Origin of the sequence: Ralstonia sp. R-29 (assembly GCF_049913345.1) — a bacterium.
Lineage (GTDB): Bacteria > Pseudomonadota > Gammaproteobacteria > Burkholderiales > Burkholderiaceae > Ralstonia.
In genome coordinates this window covers 1,709,277-1,731,154 of the sequence record NZ_CP184378.1, presented here as the reverse complement: position 1 = coordinate 1,731,154, position 21,878 = coordinate 1,709,277, and the positions used below count along the sequence as shown (strand labels likewise).

Here is a 21,878-nt window from a genome sequence, read left to right as displayed (position 1 = left end):
CCGGTGTCATTCGAATGCTGCTTGACATGTTACCGACCGGTACCTACTATCGCAACCACGTTGTTACCGACCGGTAACGAATGCGCTATTGTCGCCCCAACAAAAATCGGACGCCCCATGCAGCGACTTGCCCGCCTCATCGCCCCACGTTTCCACTACAGCTGGCTTGCGCTGGCGGTGGTGTTCCTGATCCTGCTGTGCGCGGCCGGCACGCGCGCCACGCCCAGTGTGATGATGCTGCCGCTGGAGCACGAATTCGGCTGGAGCCGCAGCACGATCTCGCTGGCCATCTCGATCGGCATTGCGCTGTATGGGCTGACCGGGCCGTTTGCAGCAGCGTCGATGCAGTACTTCGGCATTCGCCCGACGGTGTTGGGTGCGCTGGCGGTGCTGGTGTCGGGCACAGCGCTCTCGGCGATGATGCACGAGCCGTGGCAGATGGTGCTGCTGTGGGGCGTGATGGTGGGCGGCGGCACGGGCGTGGCGGCCATCACGCTGGGCGCGACGGTAGTGAACCGCTGGTTCACCTCGCACCGCGGGCTGGCGATGGGCATCCTGACGGCCAGCTCGGCCACGGGGCAACTCGTGTTCCTGCCAATGATGGCGGCGGTGGTGGAGCATTACGGCTGGCGCCCGGTCGTGCTGATCGTGGCCGGCGCGCTCACGCTGCTGCTGCCGATCGTGTGGCTCCTGCTGCCAGAATCGCCCAAGAGCGTCGGCCTGCGCACCTATGGTGAACCCGCCGATGCACCGGAAGCCGCACCAGGCCCACGCGCCAACCCCATCACCCTGGCCATGCAGACGCTCATGCAGGCTTGCGCCAAGCGCGATTTCTGGCTGCTGTTCGCGAGCTTCTTCATCTGCGGCGCGAGCACCAACGGCTACATCGGCACGCACTTCATTGCCATGTGCGCAGACCACGGGTTCTCTGAAGTGAAGGGTGCGAGCCTGCTGGCTGCGATGGGGATCTTCGATCTGGTGGGGACCACGCTGTCGGGCTGGCTGTCCGACCGCTACAACAGCCGCGTGCTGCTGTTCTGGTACTACGGCCTGCGCGGGCTGTCGCTGATCTATCTGCCGTATGCGTTCGGCTTCGAGTTCTTCGGCCTGCCGGTGTTTGCGGTCTTCTACGGGCTGGACTGGATTGCCACCGTGCCGCCCACCGTGCGCCTGACCAACGACGTGTTCGGCAAGGCTGCGGCGCCCATCGTATTCGGCTGGATCGTGGCCGGGCACCAGTTGGGCGCGGCGTTTGCCACGCTGGGTGCAGGCATGATGCGCGCTTCGCTGGGTAACTACACGCTGGCCTCGATGATCTCGGGCGGGCTGTGCATCGCGGGGGCCTTCCTGGTACTACGCATTCATCGCACGCCCAAGCGCGATGCGGAAAGCGCCAGCCAACCCGCTACTGCGTAATCAAGGTTTCAGGAAACCGTACTTGGCCAGCACCGCTTGGCCTGCCGGCGACAGCACATACGCCACGAAGTCAGCCGCCTGTTGCGGCTGCTTCGTGCCCGATGTCACGGCGATCGGGTAGGTCAGCGGCACATTCAGCGGCACGGGGCTTGCCACCTTCACCTTGTCGCCGGCGATGGCGGCATCGGTAGAGAACACCAGACCGGCCTCGACTTCACCACGCGATACATAGTCCAACGCCTGGCGCACGTTCTGCGCCAGCACGGCCTTGGCTTCGACGGGCTGCCACAGCCCAGCCCCCTCCAGCGCACGCTTGGCATAACGGCCGACCGGCACCGACGCCGGATTGCCAATCGCCACGCGCTTCACCTCAGGCTTGGTCAGATCGCTCAGCGCGTGCACCGGTACAGCGCCGGTGGTCGGCACGATCAGCACGAGCTGGTTGGCGACAAAGTCTTTGCGCGTCTCAGTCTTGATGACCTTCTCGGCCGCAGCCTTGTTCATCGCTTCCTGATCGGCGGAGGCAAACACATCCGCCGGGGCGCCGCGCGCGATCTGCTGCATCAGCACGTCGGACGCGCCGAAGTTGAGCACGACCTTGGTCTCGGGATGCAGCGCTTCGTATTGCTGCCCGATCGCTTTAAATGCGTTGGTTAGGCTCGCAGCGGCCGACACAACCAGGTCGGCAGCGTGTGCCGGGGCCGCAAACCCGAGCGACAGCGCGGCGACCAGCCCAACAGCGCGCACCTGTGTGCGAAGTGAGAAACGTTGCATGCGAGACCCGGCTACGTGGAGGAATGACCGCCCGTAATATACGAGTCGATATAACGCACGGTCAACGAGGTCCCGTGTATAGCCGGCATCACGCGCGCCGGAGCCCGAGGCGCCTCACCAGGCACGTCAGCAATTCGCAAGAAACTCAAGATTCCTCAGGTTTGCGCAAAGGCATCGACGACGGTGCTAGCCTCACGCTCACCGATTGATCGGCGCGACACAGCACCGGAAATCGAAATCAAGACGTCAACAACAAGCAGGCACCGCACCAGTGGCTGGATCAAGCCCCGGCATGCATGCCGCACCCCCGCAGAGGAGTACCGCGCGCCAGCGCCGGGGCCTCCTGTGGTTGGGAATCTGATTTGGGGGAACAGGCATGGAGCCTCTGGCGCCAGGCCGCGCGCGCGTGGATCACCGCCGTGGCCGTATCTCGTTGCAGCAGCTTGACGAAGATTCGCAGCGTCGGCTGCGCGCAGGGCTCAGCGCGATTGTGGGCCGCGCCCTCTATCAATGGGACGAAGTCCTGCCCCATCAAGCCGATGTGGTGGTGCTGACGGCAACGTCGGCCCATGTTGCCGCGCCTGCTGGAGCGCCCATCAAGATCTGGCTCGACGAAACGCCACAAGCGGGCCACGGCGACGACGCATTCCACCTGCCGCGTGCGTTCAGCCTGCACGACCTCTGGGGCACGCTTGATCGCGTGGCGCTGCGGCTCATGGACAACGCAGTGCGGCCCCACGCCGTGCCCGTCGAACCCGTGCCCGCGCACGCCACTGCCGCCAGCCCTGAGCCAACCTACCGCCTGCTGCGCTGGGTCACGCTCGAGGTGCACCTGCAAGCGCTGCGCTTCCGCCGCGCGATGGCCGCCATGACCAGCCGCGCCGTCAGCCTGCGCTGGCTGACCACCGACGGCGGGCTCGAACAGGAAGAGGCCCGCCTGCTGCTGCGCACGCTGAACCAGCTTGGCGCCCTACAGATCAACGTGCAGCGCGACACCACGCTGCCGAGCGCCCCCGACCACGCGCCGGTTTCGCACAGCCGTTTCTTCGATCTGGTTGGACGCTGGCTGCGCAGCTCTCGCCATCAGTTGCAGGCGCGTCCCTGAATGCACCGCATTGGCATCTTCGGCCCGATGGGCATCGGCAAGACGACGGCCATTCGCGCCCTGTGCGGTGACGTGGCCATCGATTGCGACGTGCCCAATCTCGACCGACACACGTCGACCAAGGCCACAACGACAGTGGGCGTCGACTTTGGCGAGGTTGACCTGGGCAACGGTGAACTGCTGCAGATCTATGGCAGCCCCGGCCAGGACCGTTTCGATTTTCTGCGTGACTGGCTCATCTCCGTCATTGCCGGTGCGATCGTCATGGTGGATGTCAACGCCCCTGACGCGGGCGAGCGCTGCATTCCGCTACTGCGCCGCATCGCGGCGGAACCAGCGCAGCCGTCCGCACTGGTGCTCGTGGCGCGGCCATCTACGCCCACTCGGGTCGACGCGTTCTCGGCCCAACTCAGCCAAGCGCTCGGGCGCGCCCTTCCCGTCGTCATGGCCGACGTTCGCGAGCGCACGCAGATGCTCGATATCGTCGAAATCATGCTTTACACCCTGCAAACATGAACGCTGCAACATCGCCCGTTCCAGCCGAACTCACGCAAGCCGCAACGGCCGTACTCCAGCGGTACGCGCAGGCGCTGCCGGACCTGTCTGCCGCAACGCTCTGCACGCTCGACGGGTTCACGATTGCCTCGGCGCTCGACCCGGCACGCTATAGCGCGGCACGGCTCTCGGCCATGACCAGCACGGTCATGTCAGTGGTGCGTGCGCTGGGGCGCGAAATGCGCTTCAACGCCTGCCACCGGCTCGTGTTGGAAACCGACATGGGGACCATGGTGTTCCAGCCCGTGCGCCAGTCCGCCATCGTCCAGCTATGCATGGCGAACGGGCACGATGCCGTGCTTGGCCGCGCCCTGTGGGAAGCCAAGCGCATCGCCGAAGAATTGGCCACGCTGCCTGCGCTGTCCCTGTTGCATCGGCCCGCCTAGTCGTACCAACGTGCGCCGGCCGCAGTTGCACCCGTTTTTCACCGCCACAACCACAAACCTACTCAAACCATCCGGGGAGTCACACCATGAGCAATCTCAACAGTTCCATGACCCACCTTGCAACGTTCGATGGCGCCATGTGCGCCATGCTGGTGGATAGCGCGAGCGGCATGATCCTCGCCTCGGCAGGCGACGGCATCGATCTGGAGCTTGCCGCCGCAGGCAATACCGAGGTGGTGCGCGCCAAGCTCAAGACCATGCAAGCGCTCAAGCTCGATGACGTGATCGACGACATTCTGATTACGCTGAGCAAGCAGTACCACATCATCCGCCCGGTCACGAGCAAGCCGGGGCTGTTCCTCTACGTGGTGCTCGACAAGAGCAAGTCGAACCTAGCGCTGGCACGCCGCAAAGTCCAGGAGATCGAACAGGCGCTGAGCTTCTGATCGTCCAAGACTCGGATCGCGTGCGTGCCGCAGGGCGTGCACGCTCAGGCGTGCGCTCGCGCGGCCTCGTCAATGCAATCGGCCAGGCGCCCGGCAATGGGCTGACGGCTATGGCGCGGCCGTTCGATCAGGCCGATCTCGCGATAAAACGTCTCGTCACCCAATGGGATAGCGCGAACGCCGGCCGGCCATGCCGCTTGCGCGGCCGTCTGCGGCGCAAGTGCAACGCCCTGCCCGCGCGCCACGAGTTGCGTCATGCCCTGCAGCTCATCGAGTTCGATCACGTCATGCGTGGTGATGCGCTGGTCGCGCAGGAACTGGTCAACACGGCGTCCGCCAAAGGAACGGCGGTCGTAGCGGATGAACGGCTGATGGGCGAGCAACGTGCGCCAGTCGTCGCCGGGTAGGCTGTCGGGCACGAGCAGCACAAAGGGTTCGGCCACCAGCGTGCGCCACTCCAGATCGGCCGGTACGGCAAACGGTGGGCGGATCAGCACGGCCAGATCAATCTCGCCGGCGTCCACCAGGCCGAGCAGATCGAGCGACACGCCCGGCACGATGCGCGCGCGGCAATGCGGGAATTCGCTGCGGAACTGCACCAGCGCATCCACCAGAAAGGATGTCTGCACCGAGGCAATCGCGCCGATGCGCACCAGGCCACGCTGCTCGTTGCCGCCAGCCTGATCACCCAGCCGGTCATACAGCGTGACGATGTGTTCGGCCAGCGCCAGCGTATCGCGCCCGGCGGCATTGAGCGTGGCCGACCGGCCCGTGCGGTCAAACAGCTGAAAGCCCAGCGATTCTTCCAAGCGTTGGATTTGCGCGCTCACGGCGGATTGCGTGAGGCCGATGCGTTCGCCTGCGGCAGCGAAAGTGCCGTGCCGGGCGACGGCGATGAAAGTCTTGAGTTCTCGGAGCATGCCGGCGCGGATCAATGCGGATCAAAGCAGAACCGCAAGGATACGCGCCGCACCCGCTTCCGCCTTGGAGCCGCTAACAAAACCGTCCTGGCTAGGCGTGCCGACGCAGACAGTACAAGTAGTACGGCAAGGAGGCGCAACGACGCCAGGGCGGTTTTGTTAGCGGCTCTTACTTGGCAAACAGCGATGCCATGTTGGCAAACGCCTTGATCTCCAGCGCGTTGCCCGACGGGTCCAGGAAGAACATCGTGGCCTGCTCGCCCACCTCACCCTTGAAGCGGATGTACGGCTCGATGATGAAGCGGATACCGGCGGCGCGCAGCTTGGCAGCGGCGGCTTCCCACTCGGGCATGGACAGCACCACACCAAAGTGGCGCACCGGCACATCGTGGTCGTCGACGGCGCTGGTCTTTTGGTGGCCAACTTCGTCGGGCGCGAGGTGCGCGACGATCTGGTGGCCGTAGAAGTTGAAGTCGACCCAGTCCGGCGCGCTGCGGCCCTCGGGGCAGCCGAGGACGTCGCCATAAAAAGCGCGCGCCGCAGCAATGTCATGCACGGGGAAGGCGAGATGGAATGGGGCAAGCACTGGCGTGATGTCGCTCATGGTGTGGGGCTGGGGTCGTTCAAAGGATTGGAGTCTGGCGGCACCGGCACGCGGTGGGGGGCACCTACGCACCGGGCCACGCGGACGAGTCTATGCGCGTCCATTCATCCGCAAAAGCGATGTTTTTTGGCGCTGAGCCACAAGAATTTCGATGAATCAGGCAAAAAAGAAGCCGCACAGCGGCGGCGAAAGAGACACACGGTAGGCGCGCCTGCGTGGGTGCGGGCGCGCGAAGAGGAAACGTCAGGCGAAAGCAAACGGCGTCATGGCTGCCTCGGCCTGGGCCAGCGGCAGGCGCACGGTGCACACGGTGGCGTCGCCCGGCACATTGGCCACACGGAACCCCGCATCGCGCGCCAGGGCGATCATGCGGCGGTTGATGGAGAGCACTTCGCCAAAGACTTCACGCGCCCCGGACACCCGCGCCGCACGCACCAGCGTGGCAAACAGGCGCCGGCCGACGCCCTTGCCCTGCCACGCATCGGCCACCAGCATGGCGAACTCGGCCACGCCGTCTTCCATGACGAAGCGGCCATCGGCGATGAGGTCTTCGTGGGTGCCGCCCGTGTCATCCTGGCGTGCGACGCTCACGACGAGCGCCATGTGGTTCACGTAATCGATTTGCGTGTAGGCGGCCAGCATTTCGTCGGTTAAGCGTCCGCCGCCCACCAGGAAGCGCGCATAACGCGACTCGGACGACAGCCCCTCCACCAGGGCGGCCTCAAGCGGGGCGTCTTGCGGCAGAATCGGGCGCACGGTGGCGATGGAACCGTCGTGCATGGTCCAGCGGTCGATCCATTCGGCGGGGTAGCGGTGGATGGTGTACAGCATGGGGGTTCTCCTCACGCGATGGATCGCTTTTTCTGACCGCCAGGACGGGATCGCCGCCTGACTTTTCAATTTGAACCCAGCTTAGCAGAAACCCTGGCTTTTGCAAATAAAGTTAGTGGCCTATGCTTTTGACATGAAGACGACTGAATCTCCCTCCATCGCATCGTCCACGCCATCAGCTTCCGAGTTGGTGACGTCGATGGACGAGCCGTGCTCGATTGCCGCGGCGGTATCGATCGTGGGCGAGAAATGGACGCTGCTCGTGCTGCGCGAGGCGTTTTCGGGCGTCACGCGCTTTGACGAGTTTCTGCGCCGCACGGGGTGCTCGACGGCGATCCTGTCGTCGCGGCTCAAGGCGCTGGTGACGTACGGCATCCTGCGTCGCGTGCCATACCAAGAGCCGGGCGACCGGGTGCGCGATGCCTATCGGCTGACGCGCGCGGGCGTCGATCTGCTGCCGGCCATCGTGGCGTTGATGCAATGGGGCGACCGCTACCTCACCCCCGACGGTGAAGGCCCGATCCTGTTGCGCGACCGCGAAAGCGGCACGCCGATCCACGTGGCGCTGGTCAACGCGTTGGGCGAACCGGTGGCGCCCAAGAACTCCATGCGCGAGCCAAACCCACGTTATGGCCAAGGCAATCAACGGCCCGCAGACGGGACCGAAACGCCTGTCGATACCCCTCTGACCAACGGGTAAGTCACGGCTTTACACATTTAACAAAACCCCCTATCGTCGCAAGTGCATGGGCGAACGCCGGCTTGCGGCCGCCTGTCAATGCACCCCGCGCTTGGCCGCCCCTTCTGGCGACCGCCCTTTCAGGTTTTCTGACTTCAAGCTCGCTCCGCCCGCCGGACCCACGACCGCCATGCCCGATGCCGTGGTACCGCTTTACCACCAGATCTACGTCGTCCTGCGTCAGCAGATTCTCGAAGGCAAATTCGGGGACGGCCCCATGCCGGGCGAGATCGAGCTTGCCCGCCAGTTCGGGGCGTCGCGCGTCACGATGCGACGGGTGTTCGACTACCTTGTCAAGGAAGGCTTGGTGCGCCGCCATCGCGGCATGGGCACCTTCGTCGTCAAACCCGATGACCCGGTAGCGCTGGGCGGCGGTGGGCAGACGCTGCTGCAGAACATCATCGACGTGGGCGAGCGCACCTCCGCCGTGGTCGTCGAATTTGAAGACGTACAAGCGCCACCCGACGAAGCCAAGTGCCTGGAAGTGCCACCCGGCACGCCGATCAAGAAACTCGTGCGCGTGCGGCACCTGGAAGACACGCCCATGGCGCTCATCACCACGTGGCTGCCGCTGGATGTGACCAGCAAGCTCACGCTGGAACGGCTGGCAAACCAATCATTGCTGCGCCTGATCGAGGCCTCGGGGGTACGGATCGACCGTGCATCGCAGGTGGTGTCGGCACGCCTGGCGGATGTGGCCACGGCGCAATATCTGGATGTGTCCGTGGGCGCCCCCCTGCTGTCGGTGCAGCGCATCGTGCGCGAGATGAGTGGCCGCCCCGTGCAACTGCTGCAGGGCCTGTACCGGCCCGACCGATACGAATACCGCATGGAGCTGTCGCGCGTGGGCGAAGACCGCGCCCGCCTCTGGATCGACAACGCCGGCCATGACGTGCAAGGCGGTCACAGTGAAGACGTGGAAGAGGCGCCCACCACCTCCGTCGGCAAACGCGCCTGACACCACCACCGGCAAGGTTATTGGCCGTCAGCAGAAGACAAGGAAAGTTGCTAGCATCGCCGCTTCGTTGCGATGCAACAATCTTCCCAAGAGGTTCCCATGTCGGCCTCGCCTACCTCGTCTTCCGCCCCCGCCACACCAGCGTCCCCTACGCACGACACCCAAGGGCTGATCCGCCTGCTCACGGCAGGTGCCGGCATCAGCGTGGCGTGTATCTATCTGAATCATCCGTTGCTTGGCCTGATCAGCCGCGACCTGAACATCGCGCCGCACGCGCTGGGCGTGTTGCCGACGCTCACGGCGGCGGGCTACGCCAGCGGCATCTTCTTCTTCGGCCCGCTGGGGGATCGTTACGACCGCCGCCTCGTCATTCTGTGGAAGGCGGTGCTGCTGACGCTGGCGCTGATCGGTAGCTGCCTCGCACCGAACCTGCCGCTGCTGGCGGCGGCGGGCTTTGCGATCGGGCTGTCGGCCACCATCGCGCAGGATTTCGTGCCCAGCGCCGCCGCCATCAGCACGGACGCCAACCGCAATCGCAACATCGGCACGGTGATGACGGGGCTGCTGATCGGCATCGTCAGCTCGCGCGTGTTCAGCGGCATCGTGGCGGACCACTTTGGCTGGCGTGCGGCGTTTGGTGTGTCAGCCGTGGCGATTGTCGGGCTGGCGATTGCCGTGCGCGCGTCGCACTTTGGCGTGGCACCCGCCACGCGACAACCGTATCTCACGCTGCTGCGCTCGTTGGGCACGCTGTTCATGCAGCATCCGCGGCTGCGCGCGTCGGCCATCACGCAGGCGTTCATCGGCATTGCGTTCTCGGGCTTCTGGTCGACGGTGGCGCTGCATCTGACAAGCTCGCTCGGCTTGTCGACGGGGCAAGCCGGCCTGCTCGGCCTCGCCGGCGCGGCAGGTGCGCTAGGCGCGAGCATTGCCGGGCGGCTCTCCGGGCGTGTCGCACCGGGCCACATCGCAGCCGGCGGCGCCTTGCTGATGGCAGTGACGTTTGCGGCGATGGCGCTGTTCCCGCAATCGCTCGTCGCCATCGTGATCGGCACGCTCGTGTTTGATGTGGGCGTGCAGGCCGCGCTGGTGTCGCACCAGACCATCATCTATGCACTGGCGCCCGAAGCGCGCAGCCGCATCAACGCGGTGTTCATGACGTCGCTGTTCATCGGCATGTCGGTGGGCGCGTATGGCGCGAGCCTGGCGTGGAATGCGGGGCGCTGGTCGGGGCTGATGACGTTCTGCACGGTCGCGTCGTTGGTGGCGCTGGCGCTGCGGACGGTATTCAACGCGCGGCAAGGCGCACGCTAAGCGCAATAACCACGACAAGGACAGCGAGCGTACCCGTTTCTGCGTGCCCACACGCGCACGCATCGGGGCAATTCCGGGGCGCGACATTCGAGGACATGTCGCTACAATCGGAAGGATCAGCCTAGGCTGCTTCACAAGAACATCCACCCCGAGACGCTCCATGGACACCACTGCCGCTTCACACGCAGATTCGCACGTAGTCGACCCGCACGACACACGCCGACGCATCTTCGCCATCGTCGGCGCGTCGTCGGGCAACCTTGTTGAATGGTTCGACTTCTACGTCTACGCGTTCTGCTCGCTGTACTTTGCGTCGGCGTTCTTCCCCAGCGGCAACCCGACGGTGCAGCTCATGAACACCGCCGGCGTATTTGCCGCAGGCTTTCTGATGCGGCCGATTGGCGGCTGGCTGTTCGGGCGCATTGCAGACAAGCGCGGCCGTCGCACGGCCATGATGATCTCGGTGCTGATGATGTGCGGCGGCTCGCTGCTCATCGCCGTTGTGCCCACCTACGCGCAGATCGGCGCACTAGCGCCGTTCCTGCTGCTGGTGGCACGCCTGTTCCAGGGCCTGTCGGTGGGCGGGGAGTACGGCACCAGCGCCACCTACATGAGCGAGGTCGCACTTAAGGGCCGGCGCGGCTTCTTCGCCTCCTTCCAATACGTCACGCTGATCGGCGGCCAGTTGTGTGCGCTGCTGGTGCTGGTGATCCTCCAGCAGTTGCTGACCACGGCCGAGCTCAAAGCCTGGGGCTGGCGCATCCCGTTTGTGGTGGGCGCGCTGACCGCCGTGATTGCGCTGTACCTGCGCCGCGCGCTGCCTGAGACGCAAACCACCGCTTCCGCCAAGGCCGAGCATGCGGGCACGATCCGCGGTGCGTGGCAGCACAAGGGCGCCTTCCTGCGCGTGATCGGCTTTACGGCCGGCGGCTCGCTGATCTTCTACACGTTCACGACGTACATGCAAAAGTACCTCGTCAACACGGCGCACATGGAGACCAAGACCGCCTCCAATGTGATGACGGCCGCGCTGTTCGTCTACATGCTGCTGCAACCGGCGTTTGGCGCGCTGTCCGACCGCATTGGCCGGCGCAATTCGATGCTGCTGTTTGGCGCCACCACGGTCGTAGGCACGGTGCCGCTCATGCACGCGCTGGCCACCGTGTCGAGCCCGGTGGCGGCGTTTGGCCTCATCATCGTGGCGCTGGCTTGCGTGAGCTTCTACACCTCCATCAGCGGCCTGATCAAAGCTGAGATGTTCCCGCCGGAAGTGCGCGCGATGGGCGTTGGCCTGTCCTATGCGATTGCCAATGCGGTGTTTGGCGGCTCGGCTGAGTACGTGGCGCTGTGGTTCAAGAACGCGGGTACCGAATCGACGTTCTACTGGTACGTGACCGCGCTGTGTGCCCTGTCCTTCATCGTGAGTTTCTTCATGCCCGATCCGAGCAAGGAAGGGTATCTGCGTCACGAGCCGTGATGCTCCGCTAAGACCGTGGCAAGCCCCGCTCGGGGCCCCAGCCGATGCGCGCGCGTCGGTTGGGCAAGCCACGCGCAACATCTGCAACACCCGCAGTCCACCGCCCCTCCCCAGGCTCGCCAGCGCAGCTGAATCGGCTTTGACGCCGAAACAGGCCGCGGCGACCGCCCCGCAAGCCGACATTCGCAGCTAACGTAGAACGTCTGCGCTGCGCAGGCACAACATCTGCTTTTTGAAACACGCCTGTCACCGCAGCGCGCCTGGCCCGCAACGGGCCTGGTCCAACCGGTTTCCGGAGTCTTTCAGGCATGCGCCTCTCGGACTTGATCGTTTCGACGCCCGACGGTCTGTACTGTCCGGCGGGCGATTTCTACGTGGACCCGTGGCAGCCCGTCGACCGTGCCGTCATCACGCACGCCCATAGCGACCATGCTCGACCCGGGCATCAGCACTACCTAGCGGCGTCACCCGGCGCAGGCGTGCTGCGCGCACGGCTGGGCGACATCCCCCTGCAAACGCTGCCGTACGGCGAGTCCGTCGTCCACCACGGGGTCCGGGTGAGTTTCCATCCGGCCGGGCATGTTCTTGGGTCGGCGCAGGTACGCCTCGAATACGGCGGCGACGTGTGGGTAGTCTCCGGCGACTACAAGGTCGAACCCGATGGCACCTGTGCCCCGTTCGAGCCGGTGCGCTGCCACACCTTCATCACCGAATCGACGTTCGGCCTGCCGATCTACCGCTGGCGGCCGCAGGCGGAAATCTTCGCGCAGCTCAACGCCTGGTGGCGTGACAACGCCGAAGGAGGCCGCAGCAGCGTGGTCTTTTGCTATGCGTTCGGCAAGGCGCAACGCATCCTGGCTGGCCTGGACGCCAGCATCGGGCCCGTGGTGTCGCACGGAGCGATGCTGCAGCTGGATGCTGCGTATCGCGACGCCGGTGTCGCGTTGCCACCCACGCAGTTGGCGACCGATGTCTCCAAGACGGACCTGCGCCGCGCGCTGGTGCTGGCGCCGCCCTCTGCGCAGCGCACACCGTGGATGCGCCGCTTTGGCGACTATGCCGACGCCTTCGTCAGCGGGTGGATGCAGCTTCGCGGTGCGCGGCGGCGGCGTGGCGTCGACCGCGGCATCGTGCTCTCCGACCATGCCGACTGGCCGGGCCTGCTGCAAGCCATCGATGCCACAGGCGCAACGCGTGTCTATGTCACACACGGGCAGGTGGCGCCGATGGTGCGCTGGCTTTGCGAACGCGGCCTGGATGCGCGCGCCTTCGCCACCGAATACGGCGACGAACGGGACGAGCCCAGCGCAGCCGAAGCCAGCGATACCTCGGCCGCATCCGAACCCTCGGCGCCATGAAAGCCTTTGCCGACCTCTACGCGCAACTCGATGCCACCACGTCGAGCAACGCCAAGCTCAGTGCATTGGTGGCTTATCTGCGCAGCGCGCCCGATGCCGACGCCGCGTGGGCGGTCTACTTCCTGGCTGGCGGCAAGCCCCGGCAGCTTGTGCCGGTGCGGGTGCTTGCGAGCTTCGCGCAAGGTGAATCCGGCTTGCCCGAATGGCTGTTCGACGAGTGCTATCAGGCCGTGGGCGATCTGGCCGAGACCATCGCGCTGGTGCTGCCCGACGCTGATCATGTCGACAACGCCAGCCTGGCCGAATGGATGGAGACCCGTCTTCTGCCGCTGCGCGGCCAGCCGCCCGAGGTGGTGCTGCCGCAGTTGGCCACGCTGTGCCGTGGCCTGCCGCTGCATGCGCGCCTCGTGCTGATGAAGCTCATCACCGGCGCGTTTCGCGTGGGGGTGTCCAGGCTGCTCGTCACGCGGGCGCTGGCCGAAGTGGGCGGTATCGACCCGAAGCACGTGGCACAGCGCCTGATGGGTTACACCGACATTGGCCAGGCGCCTACGGTGCAGCGCTACCGAGCGCTGCTGGCTGATGCAAGCGCCGATGGCCCGACGCTCGACACCGGCCACCCGTATCCGTTTTTTCTTGCGCACCCCTTGCAGGCGGATGTGCAGGCGTTCGATGCCGTGCTTGGGCCGCCGGTCGATTGGCAAATCGAATGGAAATGGGATGGCATTCGCGCGCAACTCGTGCGCCGGGCCGATGGCGTCTGGCTGTGGTCGCGCGGTGAGGAGCTGATCACCGACCGCTTTCCCGAACTGTCGGCCATGGCGCAGACGCTGCCCGCCGGCACCGTGCTGGACGGCGAGATCGTGGTCTGGCGCGAGGGCCGCGTACAGCCGTTTGCACTGCTGCAGCAACGCATCGGCCGCAAGACCCTGAATGCCCGCGTGCTGCGCGACGCCCCCGCCGTGCTGCTCGCCTATGACCTGCTGGAATGGCAAGGCCACGACTGGCGTGAGCGGCCGCAAGGCGAGCGGCGCGCGCAACTGGAGCGCGTGGTTGCCGAGCACGTCCATCCGGCGCTGGAGCTATCCCCGCTGCTGGACGGCGAGGATTGGCACCACCTCGCACGCCAGCGCGAGGCCTCACGCGAGTTGGGTGTGGAAGGGCTGATGCTCAAGCGGCGCGATGCGCGCTACGGCGTGGGCCGCACGAAAGACGTGGGCGTGTGGTGGAAATGGAAGATCGATCCGTTCTCGGTGGATGCGGTGCTCATCTATGCGCAGCGTGGACACGGGCGCCGCGCCAGCCTCTACACCGATTACACCTTTGCCGTGTGGGACGCGCCGCCCGACGCACCCGAGCGCAAGCTGGTGCCGTTTGCCAAGGCGTATTCGGGCCTGAGCGACGCCGAGATCCGCCAGGTCGATGCGGCCATCCGCCAGACCACGGTGGAGACCTTCGGCCCCGTGCGCAGCGTCGCCCCAACGATGGTGTTCGAGCTGGGCTTTGAAGGCATCGCACGCAGCAGCCGGCACAAGAGCGGCATTGCGGTGCGCTTTCCGCGCATGCTGCGCTGGCGCCACGACAAGCCTGTCGCCGAAGCCGACACGCTGCAGACACTGGAAAGCCTGCTGCCCCCGCCATGAGCGAGACCGCGCCCCTCGATCTCGACGGCTGGTTTGCCGCGCGCGGCTGGAGGCCGATGCCGTTCCAGCAAGCCGTGTGGGCGGCCATGGCGCGCGGTGAATCGGGCCTGCTGCATGCCACCACCGGCGCGGGAAAGACCTATGCCGTGTGGCTGGGCGCGCTGCAGCGGTTGGCACACACATCAGTGCGCGGGCGCGGTGCGCCGCCGTTGTCGGTGCTATGGCTCACGCCCATGCGGGCGCTGGCTGCCGACACCGTCCGCGCGCTCACGCAAGCTGCACAGGCGCTGGCGCCGCACTGGACGCTCGGGCTTCGCACTGGCGACACCGGCAGCGCCGAGCGGGCCGCCCAATCGCGCCGTCTGCCGACGGCACTGGTGACCACGCCGGAAAGCCTGTCGCTCTTGCTCGCACGCGCCGATGCACGCGAAGCGCTGGCCTCGGTGCGCGTGGTGGTGGTAGACGAATGGCACGAGCTGGTTGGCAACAAGCGCGGCGTGCAGGTGCAGTTGGCGCTGGCACGACTGCGCACCTGGTCGCCGGGGCTGCTGGTGTGGGGGCTGTCGGCCACGCTGGGCAACCTGGCCGAGGCGATGGACGCGCTGGGCGACGCCAGCGCAGCCGCGCGCGGCACGCTTGTGCAGGGCCACGTGACGAAGCGCATGGAGATCGACACGCTGCTCCCCAACGGCGTGGGGCGGTTTCCGTGGGCGGGGCATCTGGGCATGGCCATGCTGCCGCACGTGCTGGAAGAATTGGAGACGGCCCGCACCGCGCTGGTGTTTCTGAACACGCGCTCGCAGGCCGAGCTGTGGTATCAGGCCGTCATCAACGCACGGCCGGAGTGGGCGGGCCTGATTGCGCTGCATCACGGCTCGCTTGACCGCGCCACGCGCGACTGGGTGGAGACCGGGCTCAAGGCAGGCGCGCTCAAGGCCGTGTTCTGCACGTCGAGTCTGGACTTGGGTGTGGATTTTCTGCCGGTGGAACGGGTGCTGCAGATCGGCTCGCCCAAGGGTGTGGCGCGCCTGTTGCAGCGGGCCGGGCGGTCGGGACACGCACCGGGCCGGCCCTCGCGCGTCACGGTGGTGCCCACGCACAGTCTGGAACTCGTCGAAGGCGCAGCGGCAAGGACGGCCGCCATGTCAGGCCAGGTGGAAGCCCGCAGCTCGCCGAACAAGCCGCTGGATGTGCTCGTTCAGCATCTGGTGACGGTGGCGCTGGGCGGTGGCTTCACACCCGATGCGCTGTTGCAGGAAGTGCGCCGCGCCTGGGCCTACCGCAACCTGCTCGACGAAGAATGGCAATGGGCGCTCGACTTCGTCCGCCAGGGCGGCCAAACGCTGACCGCCTATCCCGACTACCACCGTGTCGCGCCTGATGAACAGGGCGTTTGGCACGTGCCCGATGCGCGGCTCGCCCGCCGCCACCGCATGAGCATCGGCACCATCGTCAGCGATGCCAGCATGACCGTGCGCTGGTGGCGCGCTGCCGGTGGCGCTGCGCTCGGTTCGATTGAAGAAGGCTTCATCGCCCGGCTGCGCCCCGGCGACAACTTCCTGTTTGCGGGCCGGCTGCTGGAACTCGTGCGCGTGCAGGACATGACCGCTTATGTGCGGCGCGCCAGCGGCAAGCGTGCTGCCGTGCCGCGCTGGAACGGCGGCCGCATGCCGCTCTCCACCGAACTGGCACAGGCCGTGGTCGCGCAGCTCGATGCCGCGGCCCAGGGCCGCTTTGACAGCCCCGAACTGCAGGCGGCCCGCCCGCTGCTCGAACTGCAGGCGCGCTGGTCGGCGCTGCCCACGGCCGCCACGCTGGTGGTCGAGACGCTGCACTCGCGCGAGGGTTGGCACGTGTTCCTGTACCCGTTTGCCGGGCGGCATGCGCACCTCGGCCTGGCAAGCCTGCTGGCGTGGCGGGCCGCGCGGCAATCGCCGGCCACGTTCTCCCTCGCATTCAACGACTACGGGCTCGAGCTGCTGTCGGCCACGCCCGTCGATTGGCCCGCCCTGCTCGGCACGGGCGATCTGTTTGCCAGCGACACACTGATGGACGACGTCCTCGCCAGCCTCAATGCCGGGGAACTTGCGCAACGGCGCTTTCGCGAGATTGCGCGGGTGTCGGGGCTGGTGTTTCAGGGCTATCCGGGCGCGCACAAGAGCACGCGCCAACTGCAGGCATCGTCGGGCTTGTTCTATGAAGTCTTTCGCCGCCACGACCCAGGCAACCTCCTACTAAGCCAGGCAGAAAACGAAGTGCTGCGCCAGGAATTGGATCTCGACCGCATCGAAGCCGCACTCACCCGCATGCGCCGCTTGCGGCTGGAACTGCGCGCCCTGAAACGGCCGTCGCCGTTCGCGTTTCCGTTGATGGTGGAGCGTTTTCGCGAGCAGCTCTCCACCGAAAAACTGGCTGACCGCATTGCCCGCATGCTGGCCGATGCCGAACGGGCCGCCGGCCCCGAACCCACCGACCCCGACGCCGCCGGCCAGCCTGCCGTTGACGCTGATGTGCAGGCCGCACTGCGCATGGTGGATTCGCCCGATACCGTCGGCAAGGCCGGCAAGTCCAGCGGACGCACACGCCGGCCGCGCAAGACTTCCAAGCCGCTGCCGCTGCTATGACCGCCCCTTGCGACCTCCCCATCGAATGCGTCGGCCACACCGTATGGCTCTTGCCCGAGCGCGCGCTGTGGTGGCCTGCCCAGCGCATGTTGATGGTGGCCGACGCGCATTTCGGCAAGGCGGCCACCTTCCGCGCGCGCGGCGTGCCGGTACCTGCAGGAAGCACTGCACACGCCTTGGCCCGACTCGATGCCATGCTGGCGCGCCTGCCCGTGGCACACATTGCCTGGCTCGGCGATTTGCTCCACGCGCGCGAAGCCATCGCCGCCGCCGACGCCCTTGGTGCCTGGCGCGCCCGGCACGCTGACGTGGCCTGCACGCTGGTGCGCGGCAATCACGACCGCCACGCGGGCGACCCGCCAGCACACCTGCGCTTCAGCATCGTGGAGGAACCCTGGCGACAGGGCCCATTCGCCCTATGCCACCAACCGGACACCGCAACAGAGGGCTATGAGATTGCCGGCCATGTGCATCCCGGCGTGGTCCTAAGCGGGCGTGGCAAAGACCGCGTCAGGCTGCCGTGCTTCCGGTTCGGACACACCCGTGCGCTGCTGCCTGCCTTTGGCGAGTTCACCGGCCTCTGGACCGCGCCGGCCGAACCGGGCGAACGGCTCTATGGCGTTGCAGACGGCCGCGTCTGGCCACTGTGAACGCAATTGGACGCCCCCTTGGCGCAAAAACCTGCCGACAAGCCGGGCAATGCGCCATCACCCGGTGTCCGCCGCGATAATGGCGGCCGCGGCACAGCGACGCCTCACGCCATCGTCTCTGCGTCCGGCATTGAATCAGGAGGACATCACCATGCGCGACATCATCGACGGTTTTCTGCGCTTTCAACGCGACATCTATCCGCAACGGGTCGAGCTGTTCAAGCAACTCGCAACATCACAAAACCCCAAGGCGCTGTTCGTCACGTGCTCGGACAGCCGCGTGGTTCCGGAGCTGCTGACGCAGCGGGAACCCGGTGAACTGTTCGTGATCCGCAACGCGGGCAACATCGTGCCGTCGTACGGCCCCGAGCCCGGCGGCGTGTCGGCCACGGTCGAATACGCGGTGGCCGTGCTGGGCGTGCAGGACATCGTCATCTGCGGCCACTCCGACTGCGGCGCGATGGGTGCCATCTCGCGCTGCACGTGTCTGGACCACCTGCCGGCCGTGGCCAACTGGCTGCGCCATTCCGATTCCGCAAAGGTGATCAACGCGGCGCATCAGTTCGACTCGCCCCGCGCCAAGCTCGACGGTCTGGTTCGCGAAAACGTGATCGCGCAACTGGCCAACCTGCGCACGCATCCGTCGGTGGCGTTGGCACTAGAGCAAGGTCGCATGAACCTGCACGGCTGGGTGTATGACATCGAAACCGGCAGCATCGACGCGCTGGACGGGACAACACGCCAGTTTGTCCCGCTGGCCGAATCGCCGACCACTGTGGCGGTCACATCGCGAAACTTGCGGCAGGTGTGACACCGCTGACCGGCGCCGTTCGCGCCGGTTTTTTTTTTGCGCGTCATGCGTCGGATCTGCGTCAGAAAAACACCGTGTCGGCGGCTGCGTGCACGGCGGCGCGTCAGTAGACTTTGGGAGTCAGCTGTCAATCGCTCGGCCCCGTGCCTGCACCTCACGCGAGAGCCTGCGACGCGTGGCGAAGGCGCCGCCGCGGCGCAGTTTAGACAGAGAGCGTCCACTCGTTATGAGGATACGGACCGGGACGATGCGCATTTGGAATACCTCTCCCACCCAATGCGCTCCATCATCTAGGGCTTGCAGGAACCGATATCGGATCGTTGCCGAACCGGCCACGACCCTCAATGCTCGAGGCCCGGGGAACCATGCCGTTGAAATGGATTGACGACCGACTTGTCACAGCGCGAGTCATCGTTTTGCTGTCTATCTTTGTGCCGGGGCTCACCTTGGCCTCCTCCACGCCGGTGCTTGACCGCATCCGCGATACGGGCACCGTCCGCCTCGCATACCGTGAAAGCTCCGTGCCCTTCTCGTTCTACGACGCCGACAAAAAGCCCGTCGGCTATGCCATGGACCTCTGTCTGCGCGTGGTCGACAAGCTGCGCACCGACCTCAAGCGGCCGGACCTGAGGGTGCAGTACGTGATGGTGACGCCGTCGTCCCGCACTCCGACCATCGCCGAGGGCAAGGCCGAGCTTGAATGCGGCTCGACCACCAACACGCGTGAACGACGCGAGAAGGTGGCGTTCACCATCCCGCACTACATCGCGGGCAGCCGAATGCTCGTGAAAACATCGTCAGGCATCCGCAAGTGGGACGACCTGCGCGGCAAGACCGCCGTGTCCACCCAAGGCACCACCAATATCACCGAACTGCGCAAGGTGAACGATGCCCGCGTGCTGGGCATGAAGATTCTCGAAGCGAAAGACCACGCCGAAGCCCTTGCCATGGTTGAGAGCGGCAAAGCCGATGCCTTTGCAATGGACGACGTGCTGCTCTACGGCTTTCGCGCCAACGCCAGGAACCCGGGCGACTACGCCGTCGTTGGCGACATGCTGACGGTCGAGCCCTACGCGATCATGCTCAGCAAAGACGACGCCGAGTTCAAGCACATGGTGGATCGCGCGATGACCAACATCATCCTCGACCACGAGGCCGAGAAGCTCTACAGGAAATGGTTCCTGCAGCCGATTCCGCCCAACGGGGTGAAGCTCGACATTCCGATGAACTTCCTGCTGCGCGACTCGTTCAAGTATCCGAGCGACAAAACCGCCGATTGAGCGTCGAATCGCATACCGCCATCGATCACTTTGAGTAGGTCACGGCGCCCATATCGACAGTGCGGGTGCGGGCCGTGCCGTACAGGTCGTCGGTAACGAGGGCACTCGCTGTCGTGCTGCCGGCACCGATCGCCGGGCTGCCCGCGCGCAGGTGGAAGTCCGAGCCGGGGCTCACAAACAGCGGATCAAGGGTCACTGCCGCCGTCGCAAAGCCCGGCGCGCCGCCCGTCCCGTTAAACCAAAGGTTGTTGGCCCAACTGCCTTCCCTGCCGTTAAAGTTGACCGAGCCGCCCAAGAGGCCGCTTCCCGTGCTGGCGTAGAAGATGTTGTTGGCGAAGCTCACCGAGCCCGCGGGCAGGCCCCAATCGTTCGAGATGACACCGTAGTTGCTGCCCTGCTTCGCATTCGCGTTGAGCACCGTGTTGAAGAACGTGTTCGACCAGACCTTGGCGTTCGCGAGGTCGGTGGTATTGAATCGCAGCCCGGAGTACTGCGTGTTCATGATCAGGTTGTCATAGACCTGGACGTTGTTGCCTGTACCGTCAGCCAGGTTGATGCCGTGCTTGCCCACGCCGTCGATCACGTTGTGGTGGATGGTGATGTTGTTGGTGACCGTCGAGAAGCCGCCGTTGGTGAAGACCTGGAAGCCATTGCCGCCTGTGATGCCGGAGATGACGTTCCAGCCGACGTTGTACGAGCCGTCGTCGTCGATGTAGATGCCGTGGTTCTCAAGGGGGTTGGTGGACTGGCCCAGGGCGCACGCGATGTCGTGGATGTAGTTGCCGAAGATCTCAGCGCCCTTGCCCTCGCCGCTGATGCCACCCGCCTTTGCGTTGTTCGGCGCAGCCCGCGTCGACGCCCAAGGGCCTAGCTCGTTGTTCGAGATGCGCCACGGGCCCGTGGCGTACTGCATGTTGATCGGCGCAGCATCGGTGTTCGCGGTCGGGCTCGATTCCAGGTGCAGGTTCGAGATGGCCAGATAGTTGCCATACGCATGGATGGCCGACCACGGCCCCTGGATGCCGCCGGTGCTGTTGGCCGGTGTCACGTAGTGCACGTCTTCGGGCGCGTTGCCGTTGATCGGGCCCGGATAGGACGTGATGTGGATCCAGCCGGTGCGTGCAGCACCGGTGGGTGCCGAACCCGTCAAGGTGCCAAAGCGCAGCCAGGTGCCATCAAGGCCGTTGGTGTCCGACCATGTTCCGCCCCGCACGACGATCTGGTCGCCCGCATGCGCATTGGCGTATGCGCCGGTGCCGGCGGCGTTGTTCTGCAGGTAGCGATACGGACGGTTGATGTCGTCGAGCGCGCCGGTACTGTCGCTGCCGGACAGCGAGACGAACAGCACGTGGCCAGGGTTCGGCGTGAACGTCACGTTTGAATTGCTCGCGTTCGCACCGACCATCACCACGACCGGCTGGGCCGTGCCCAACGCATTGCCGGTCAGCGGGCCGACCTGGACAACCAGCGCCTGCAGCCCGGTGCGACCGTTGACCTTGGATGGCCCGAGGTAGCGATAGTTGGCGACGGGCACGCCGCCGATGGTGACCTTCGTCGTCGAGCCGATGCCCGACGGATCGCCGAAATTGCGGCCAAAGATCGTCAGGTACGCGCCGAGGCCATTCTCGCCACCGCTGACCGGGCCGCTGGGAACGTCCGTGAACAGCACGACCGGCGCGGTGCCGCTCGGGACGGGTGTGGGGCTCCCGCCGGGGCTGGGACTCGTGACGGTGGTGGAACTTGTGCCATTGCCGCTGCCGCTATCGTCTCCGCCGCCGCAAGCGGTCAGTGCCAAACAGCTCGCCATCAAGGCGAAGGAAATCAGTGTGCCGTTTCGAACCATCGTCGTTCCATAGTCGCAGGACAGCATCGTCTCAATACGGCTGATTGCCCACACGCCTCGCTCAGAGAACAACGCATTGCATTGGACTATTGCATCCACAATGCTTAATTATGAATGCAAATTTATTCGCTTCCTATGGGCGAG

The 21,878-nt window shown here is 65.7% G+C and carries 20 protein-coding genes; 15 read left to right on the top strand and 5 right to left on the bottom strand.

Translation table 11 applies throughout. From position 1 onward, the window contains the following. The first annotated feature begins 117 nt into the window (after positions 1-117). The gene (locus tag ACN9M1_RS24965) at positions 118-1,416 is read left to right on the top strand and encodes an MFS transporter (protein WP_426399541.1); all 1,299 of its coding nucleotides are present in this window, start codon (positions 118-120) and stop codon (positions 1,414-1,416) included. On the opposite strand, the gene modA is transcribed toward ACN9M1_RS24965, so the two are convergent. Further along, entirely contained in the window at positions 1,417-2,190 is a 774-nt protein-coding gene (gene modA, locus ACN9M1_RS24960) for a molybdate ABC transporter substrate-binding protein (RefSeq protein WP_426399540.1), read from the bottom strand. Positions 2,191-2,566: 376 nt separating this feature from the next. Between modA and ACN9M1_RS24955 the strand changes: the two genes are divergently transcribed. The 4 genes from ACN9M1_RS24955 (at position 2,567) to ACN9M1_RS24940 (ending at position 4,682) form a co-directional block, all read left to right on the top strand. Next, positions 2,567-3,295 carry a hypothetical protein gene (locus ACN9M1_RS24955; RefSeq protein ID WP_426399539.1) on the top strand — a complete coding sequence of 243 codons (729 nt, stop codon included), beginning with the start codon at positions 2,567-2,569 and terminating at the stop codon, positions 3,293-3,295. Next, positions 3,296-3,811 carry a GTP-binding protein gene (locus ACN9M1_RS24950; RefSeq protein ID WP_426399538.1) on the top strand — a complete coding sequence of 172 codons (516 nt, stop codon included), beginning with the start codon at positions 3,296-3,298 and terminating at the stop codon, positions 3,809-3,811. Then, positions 3,808-4,236 (top strand): roadblock/LC7 domain-containing protein, encoded by a 429-nt coding sequence (locus ACN9M1_RS24945; protein WP_426399537.1) that lies wholly within the window; start codon positions 3,808-3,810, stop codon positions 4,234-4,236. Before ACN9M1_RS24950 ends, ACN9M1_RS24945 begins: the two co-directional genes overlap by 4 nt. 86 nt (positions 4,237-4,322) lie before the next feature. Beyond that, the gene (locus ACN9M1_RS24940; RefSeq protein ID WP_426399536.1) at positions 4,323-4,682 is read left to right on the top strand and encodes a hypothetical protein; all 360 of its coding nucleotides are present in this window, start codon (positions 4,323-4,325) and stop codon (positions 4,680-4,682) included. Positions 4,683-4,726: 44 nt separating this feature from the next. On the opposite strand, the gene ACN9M1_RS24935 is transcribed toward ACN9M1_RS24940, so the two are convergent. From ACN9M1_RS24935 to ACN9M1_RS24925, 3 genes are all read right to left on the bottom strand, one after another. Beyond that, complete coding sequence (locus ACN9M1_RS24935; RefSeq protein WP_426399535.1) at positions 4,727-5,602, bottom strand: LysR family transcriptional regulator; 876 nt, start codon at positions 5,600-5,602, stop codon at positions 4,727-4,729. A 169-nt stretch (positions 5,603-5,771) separates the two neighbouring features. Beyond that, positions 5,772-6,206 carry a VOC family protein gene (locus ACN9M1_RS24930; RefSeq protein WP_426399534.1) on the bottom strand — a complete coding sequence of 145 codons (435 nt, stop codon included), beginning with the start codon at positions 6,204-6,206 and terminating at the stop codon, positions 5,772-5,774. Positions 6,207-6,449: 243 nt separating this feature from the next. Continuing rightward, positions 6,450-7,037, bottom strand: a complete 588-nt coding sequence (locus tag ACN9M1_RS24925; protein ID WP_426399533.1) for a GNAT family N-acetyltransferase — start codon at positions 7,035-7,037, stop codon at positions 6,450-6,452. Positions 7,038-7,170: 133 nt separating this feature from the next. Here ACN9M1_RS24925 and ACN9M1_RS24920 point away from each other — a divergent pair, with 133 nt between their 5' ends. The 10 genes from ACN9M1_RS24920 to ACN9M1_RS24875 all read left to right on the top strand — a co-directional run bounded on the left by ACN9M1_RS24920 (position 7,171) and on the right by ACN9M1_RS24875 (position 19,891). Then, positions 7,171-7,737, top strand: a complete 567-nt coding sequence (locus ACN9M1_RS24920; RefSeq protein WP_426399532.1) for a winged helix-turn-helix transcriptional regulator — start codon at positions 7,171-7,173, stop codon at positions 7,735-7,737. A 169-nt stretch (positions 7,738-7,906) separates the two neighbouring features. After that, complete coding sequence (locus tag ACN9M1_RS24915) at positions 7,907-8,734, top strand: GntR family transcriptional regulator (protein ID WP_426399531.1); 828 nt, start codon at positions 7,907-7,909, stop codon at positions 8,732-8,734. Positions 8,735-8,833: 99 nt separating this feature from the next. Next, positions 8,834-10,048, top strand: coding sequence for an MFS transporter (locus tag ACN9M1_RS24910; RefSeq protein ID WP_426399530.1), 1,215 nt, complete (start codon positions 8,834-8,836; stop codon positions 10,046-10,048). 160 nt (positions 10,049-10,208) lie between these two features. Continuing rightward, on the top strand, positions 10,209-11,525 hold the full coding sequence (locus ACN9M1_RS24905) for an MFS family transporter (RefSeq protein ID WP_426399529.1): 1,317 nt from the start codon (positions 10,209-10,211) through the stop codon (positions 11,523-11,525). 308 nt (positions 11,526-11,833) lie between these two features. Then, positions 11,834-12,883 (top strand): ligase-associated DNA damage response exonuclease, encoded by a 1,050-nt coding sequence (locus tag ACN9M1_RS24900; RefSeq protein WP_426399528.1) that lies wholly within the window; start codon positions 11,834-11,836, stop codon positions 12,881-12,883. Continuing rightward, a complete protein-coding gene (locus ACN9M1_RS24895) occupies positions 12,880-14,526 on the top strand; it encodes an ATP-dependent DNA ligase (protein WP_426399527.1) in 1,647 nt (548 codons plus the stop codon). The genes ACN9M1_RS24900 and ACN9M1_RS24895 overlap by 4 nt, the downstream gene beginning before the upstream one ends. Further along, positions 14,523-17,150 carry a ligase-associated DNA damage response DEXH box helicase gene (locus ACN9M1_RS24890; RefSeq protein ID WP_426399526.1) on the top strand — a complete coding sequence of 876 codons (2,628 nt, stop codon included), beginning with the start codon at positions 14,523-14,525 and terminating at the stop codon, positions 17,148-17,150. The genes ACN9M1_RS24895 and ACN9M1_RS24890 overlap by 4 nt, the downstream gene beginning before the upstream one ends. Beyond that, a complete protein-coding gene (gene pdeM / locus ACN9M1_RS24885; RefSeq protein ID WP_426399525.1) occupies positions 17,147-17,800 on the top strand; it encodes a ligase-associated DNA damage response endonuclease PdeM in 654 nt (217 codons plus the stop codon). Before ACN9M1_RS24890 ends, pdeM begins: the two co-directional genes overlap by 4 nt. Positions 17,801-17,951: 151 nt before the next feature. Continuing rightward, positions 17,952-18,611 (top strand): carbonic anhydrase, encoded by a 660-nt coding sequence (locus ACN9M1_RS24880; RefSeq protein WP_426399524.1) that lies wholly within the window; start codon positions 17,952-17,954, stop codon positions 18,609-18,611. A 365-nt stretch (positions 18,612-18,976) separates the two neighbouring features. Beyond that, positions 18,977-19,891 (top strand): amino acid ABC transporter substrate-binding protein, encoded by a 915-nt coding sequence (locus ACN9M1_RS24875; protein WP_426399523.1) that lies wholly within the window; start codon positions 18,977-18,979, stop codon positions 19,889-19,891. Between the two features lie 25 nt (positions 19,892-19,916). On the opposite strand, the gene ACN9M1_RS24870 is transcribed toward ACN9M1_RS24875, so the two are convergent. Then, positions 19,917-21,686, bottom strand: a complete 1,770-nt coding sequence (locus ACN9M1_RS24870; RefSeq protein WP_426399522.1) for a choice-of-anchor Q domain-containing protein — start codon at positions 21,684-21,686, stop codon at positions 19,917-19,919. Between the last annotated feature and the right edge of the window lie 192 nt (positions 21,687-21,878).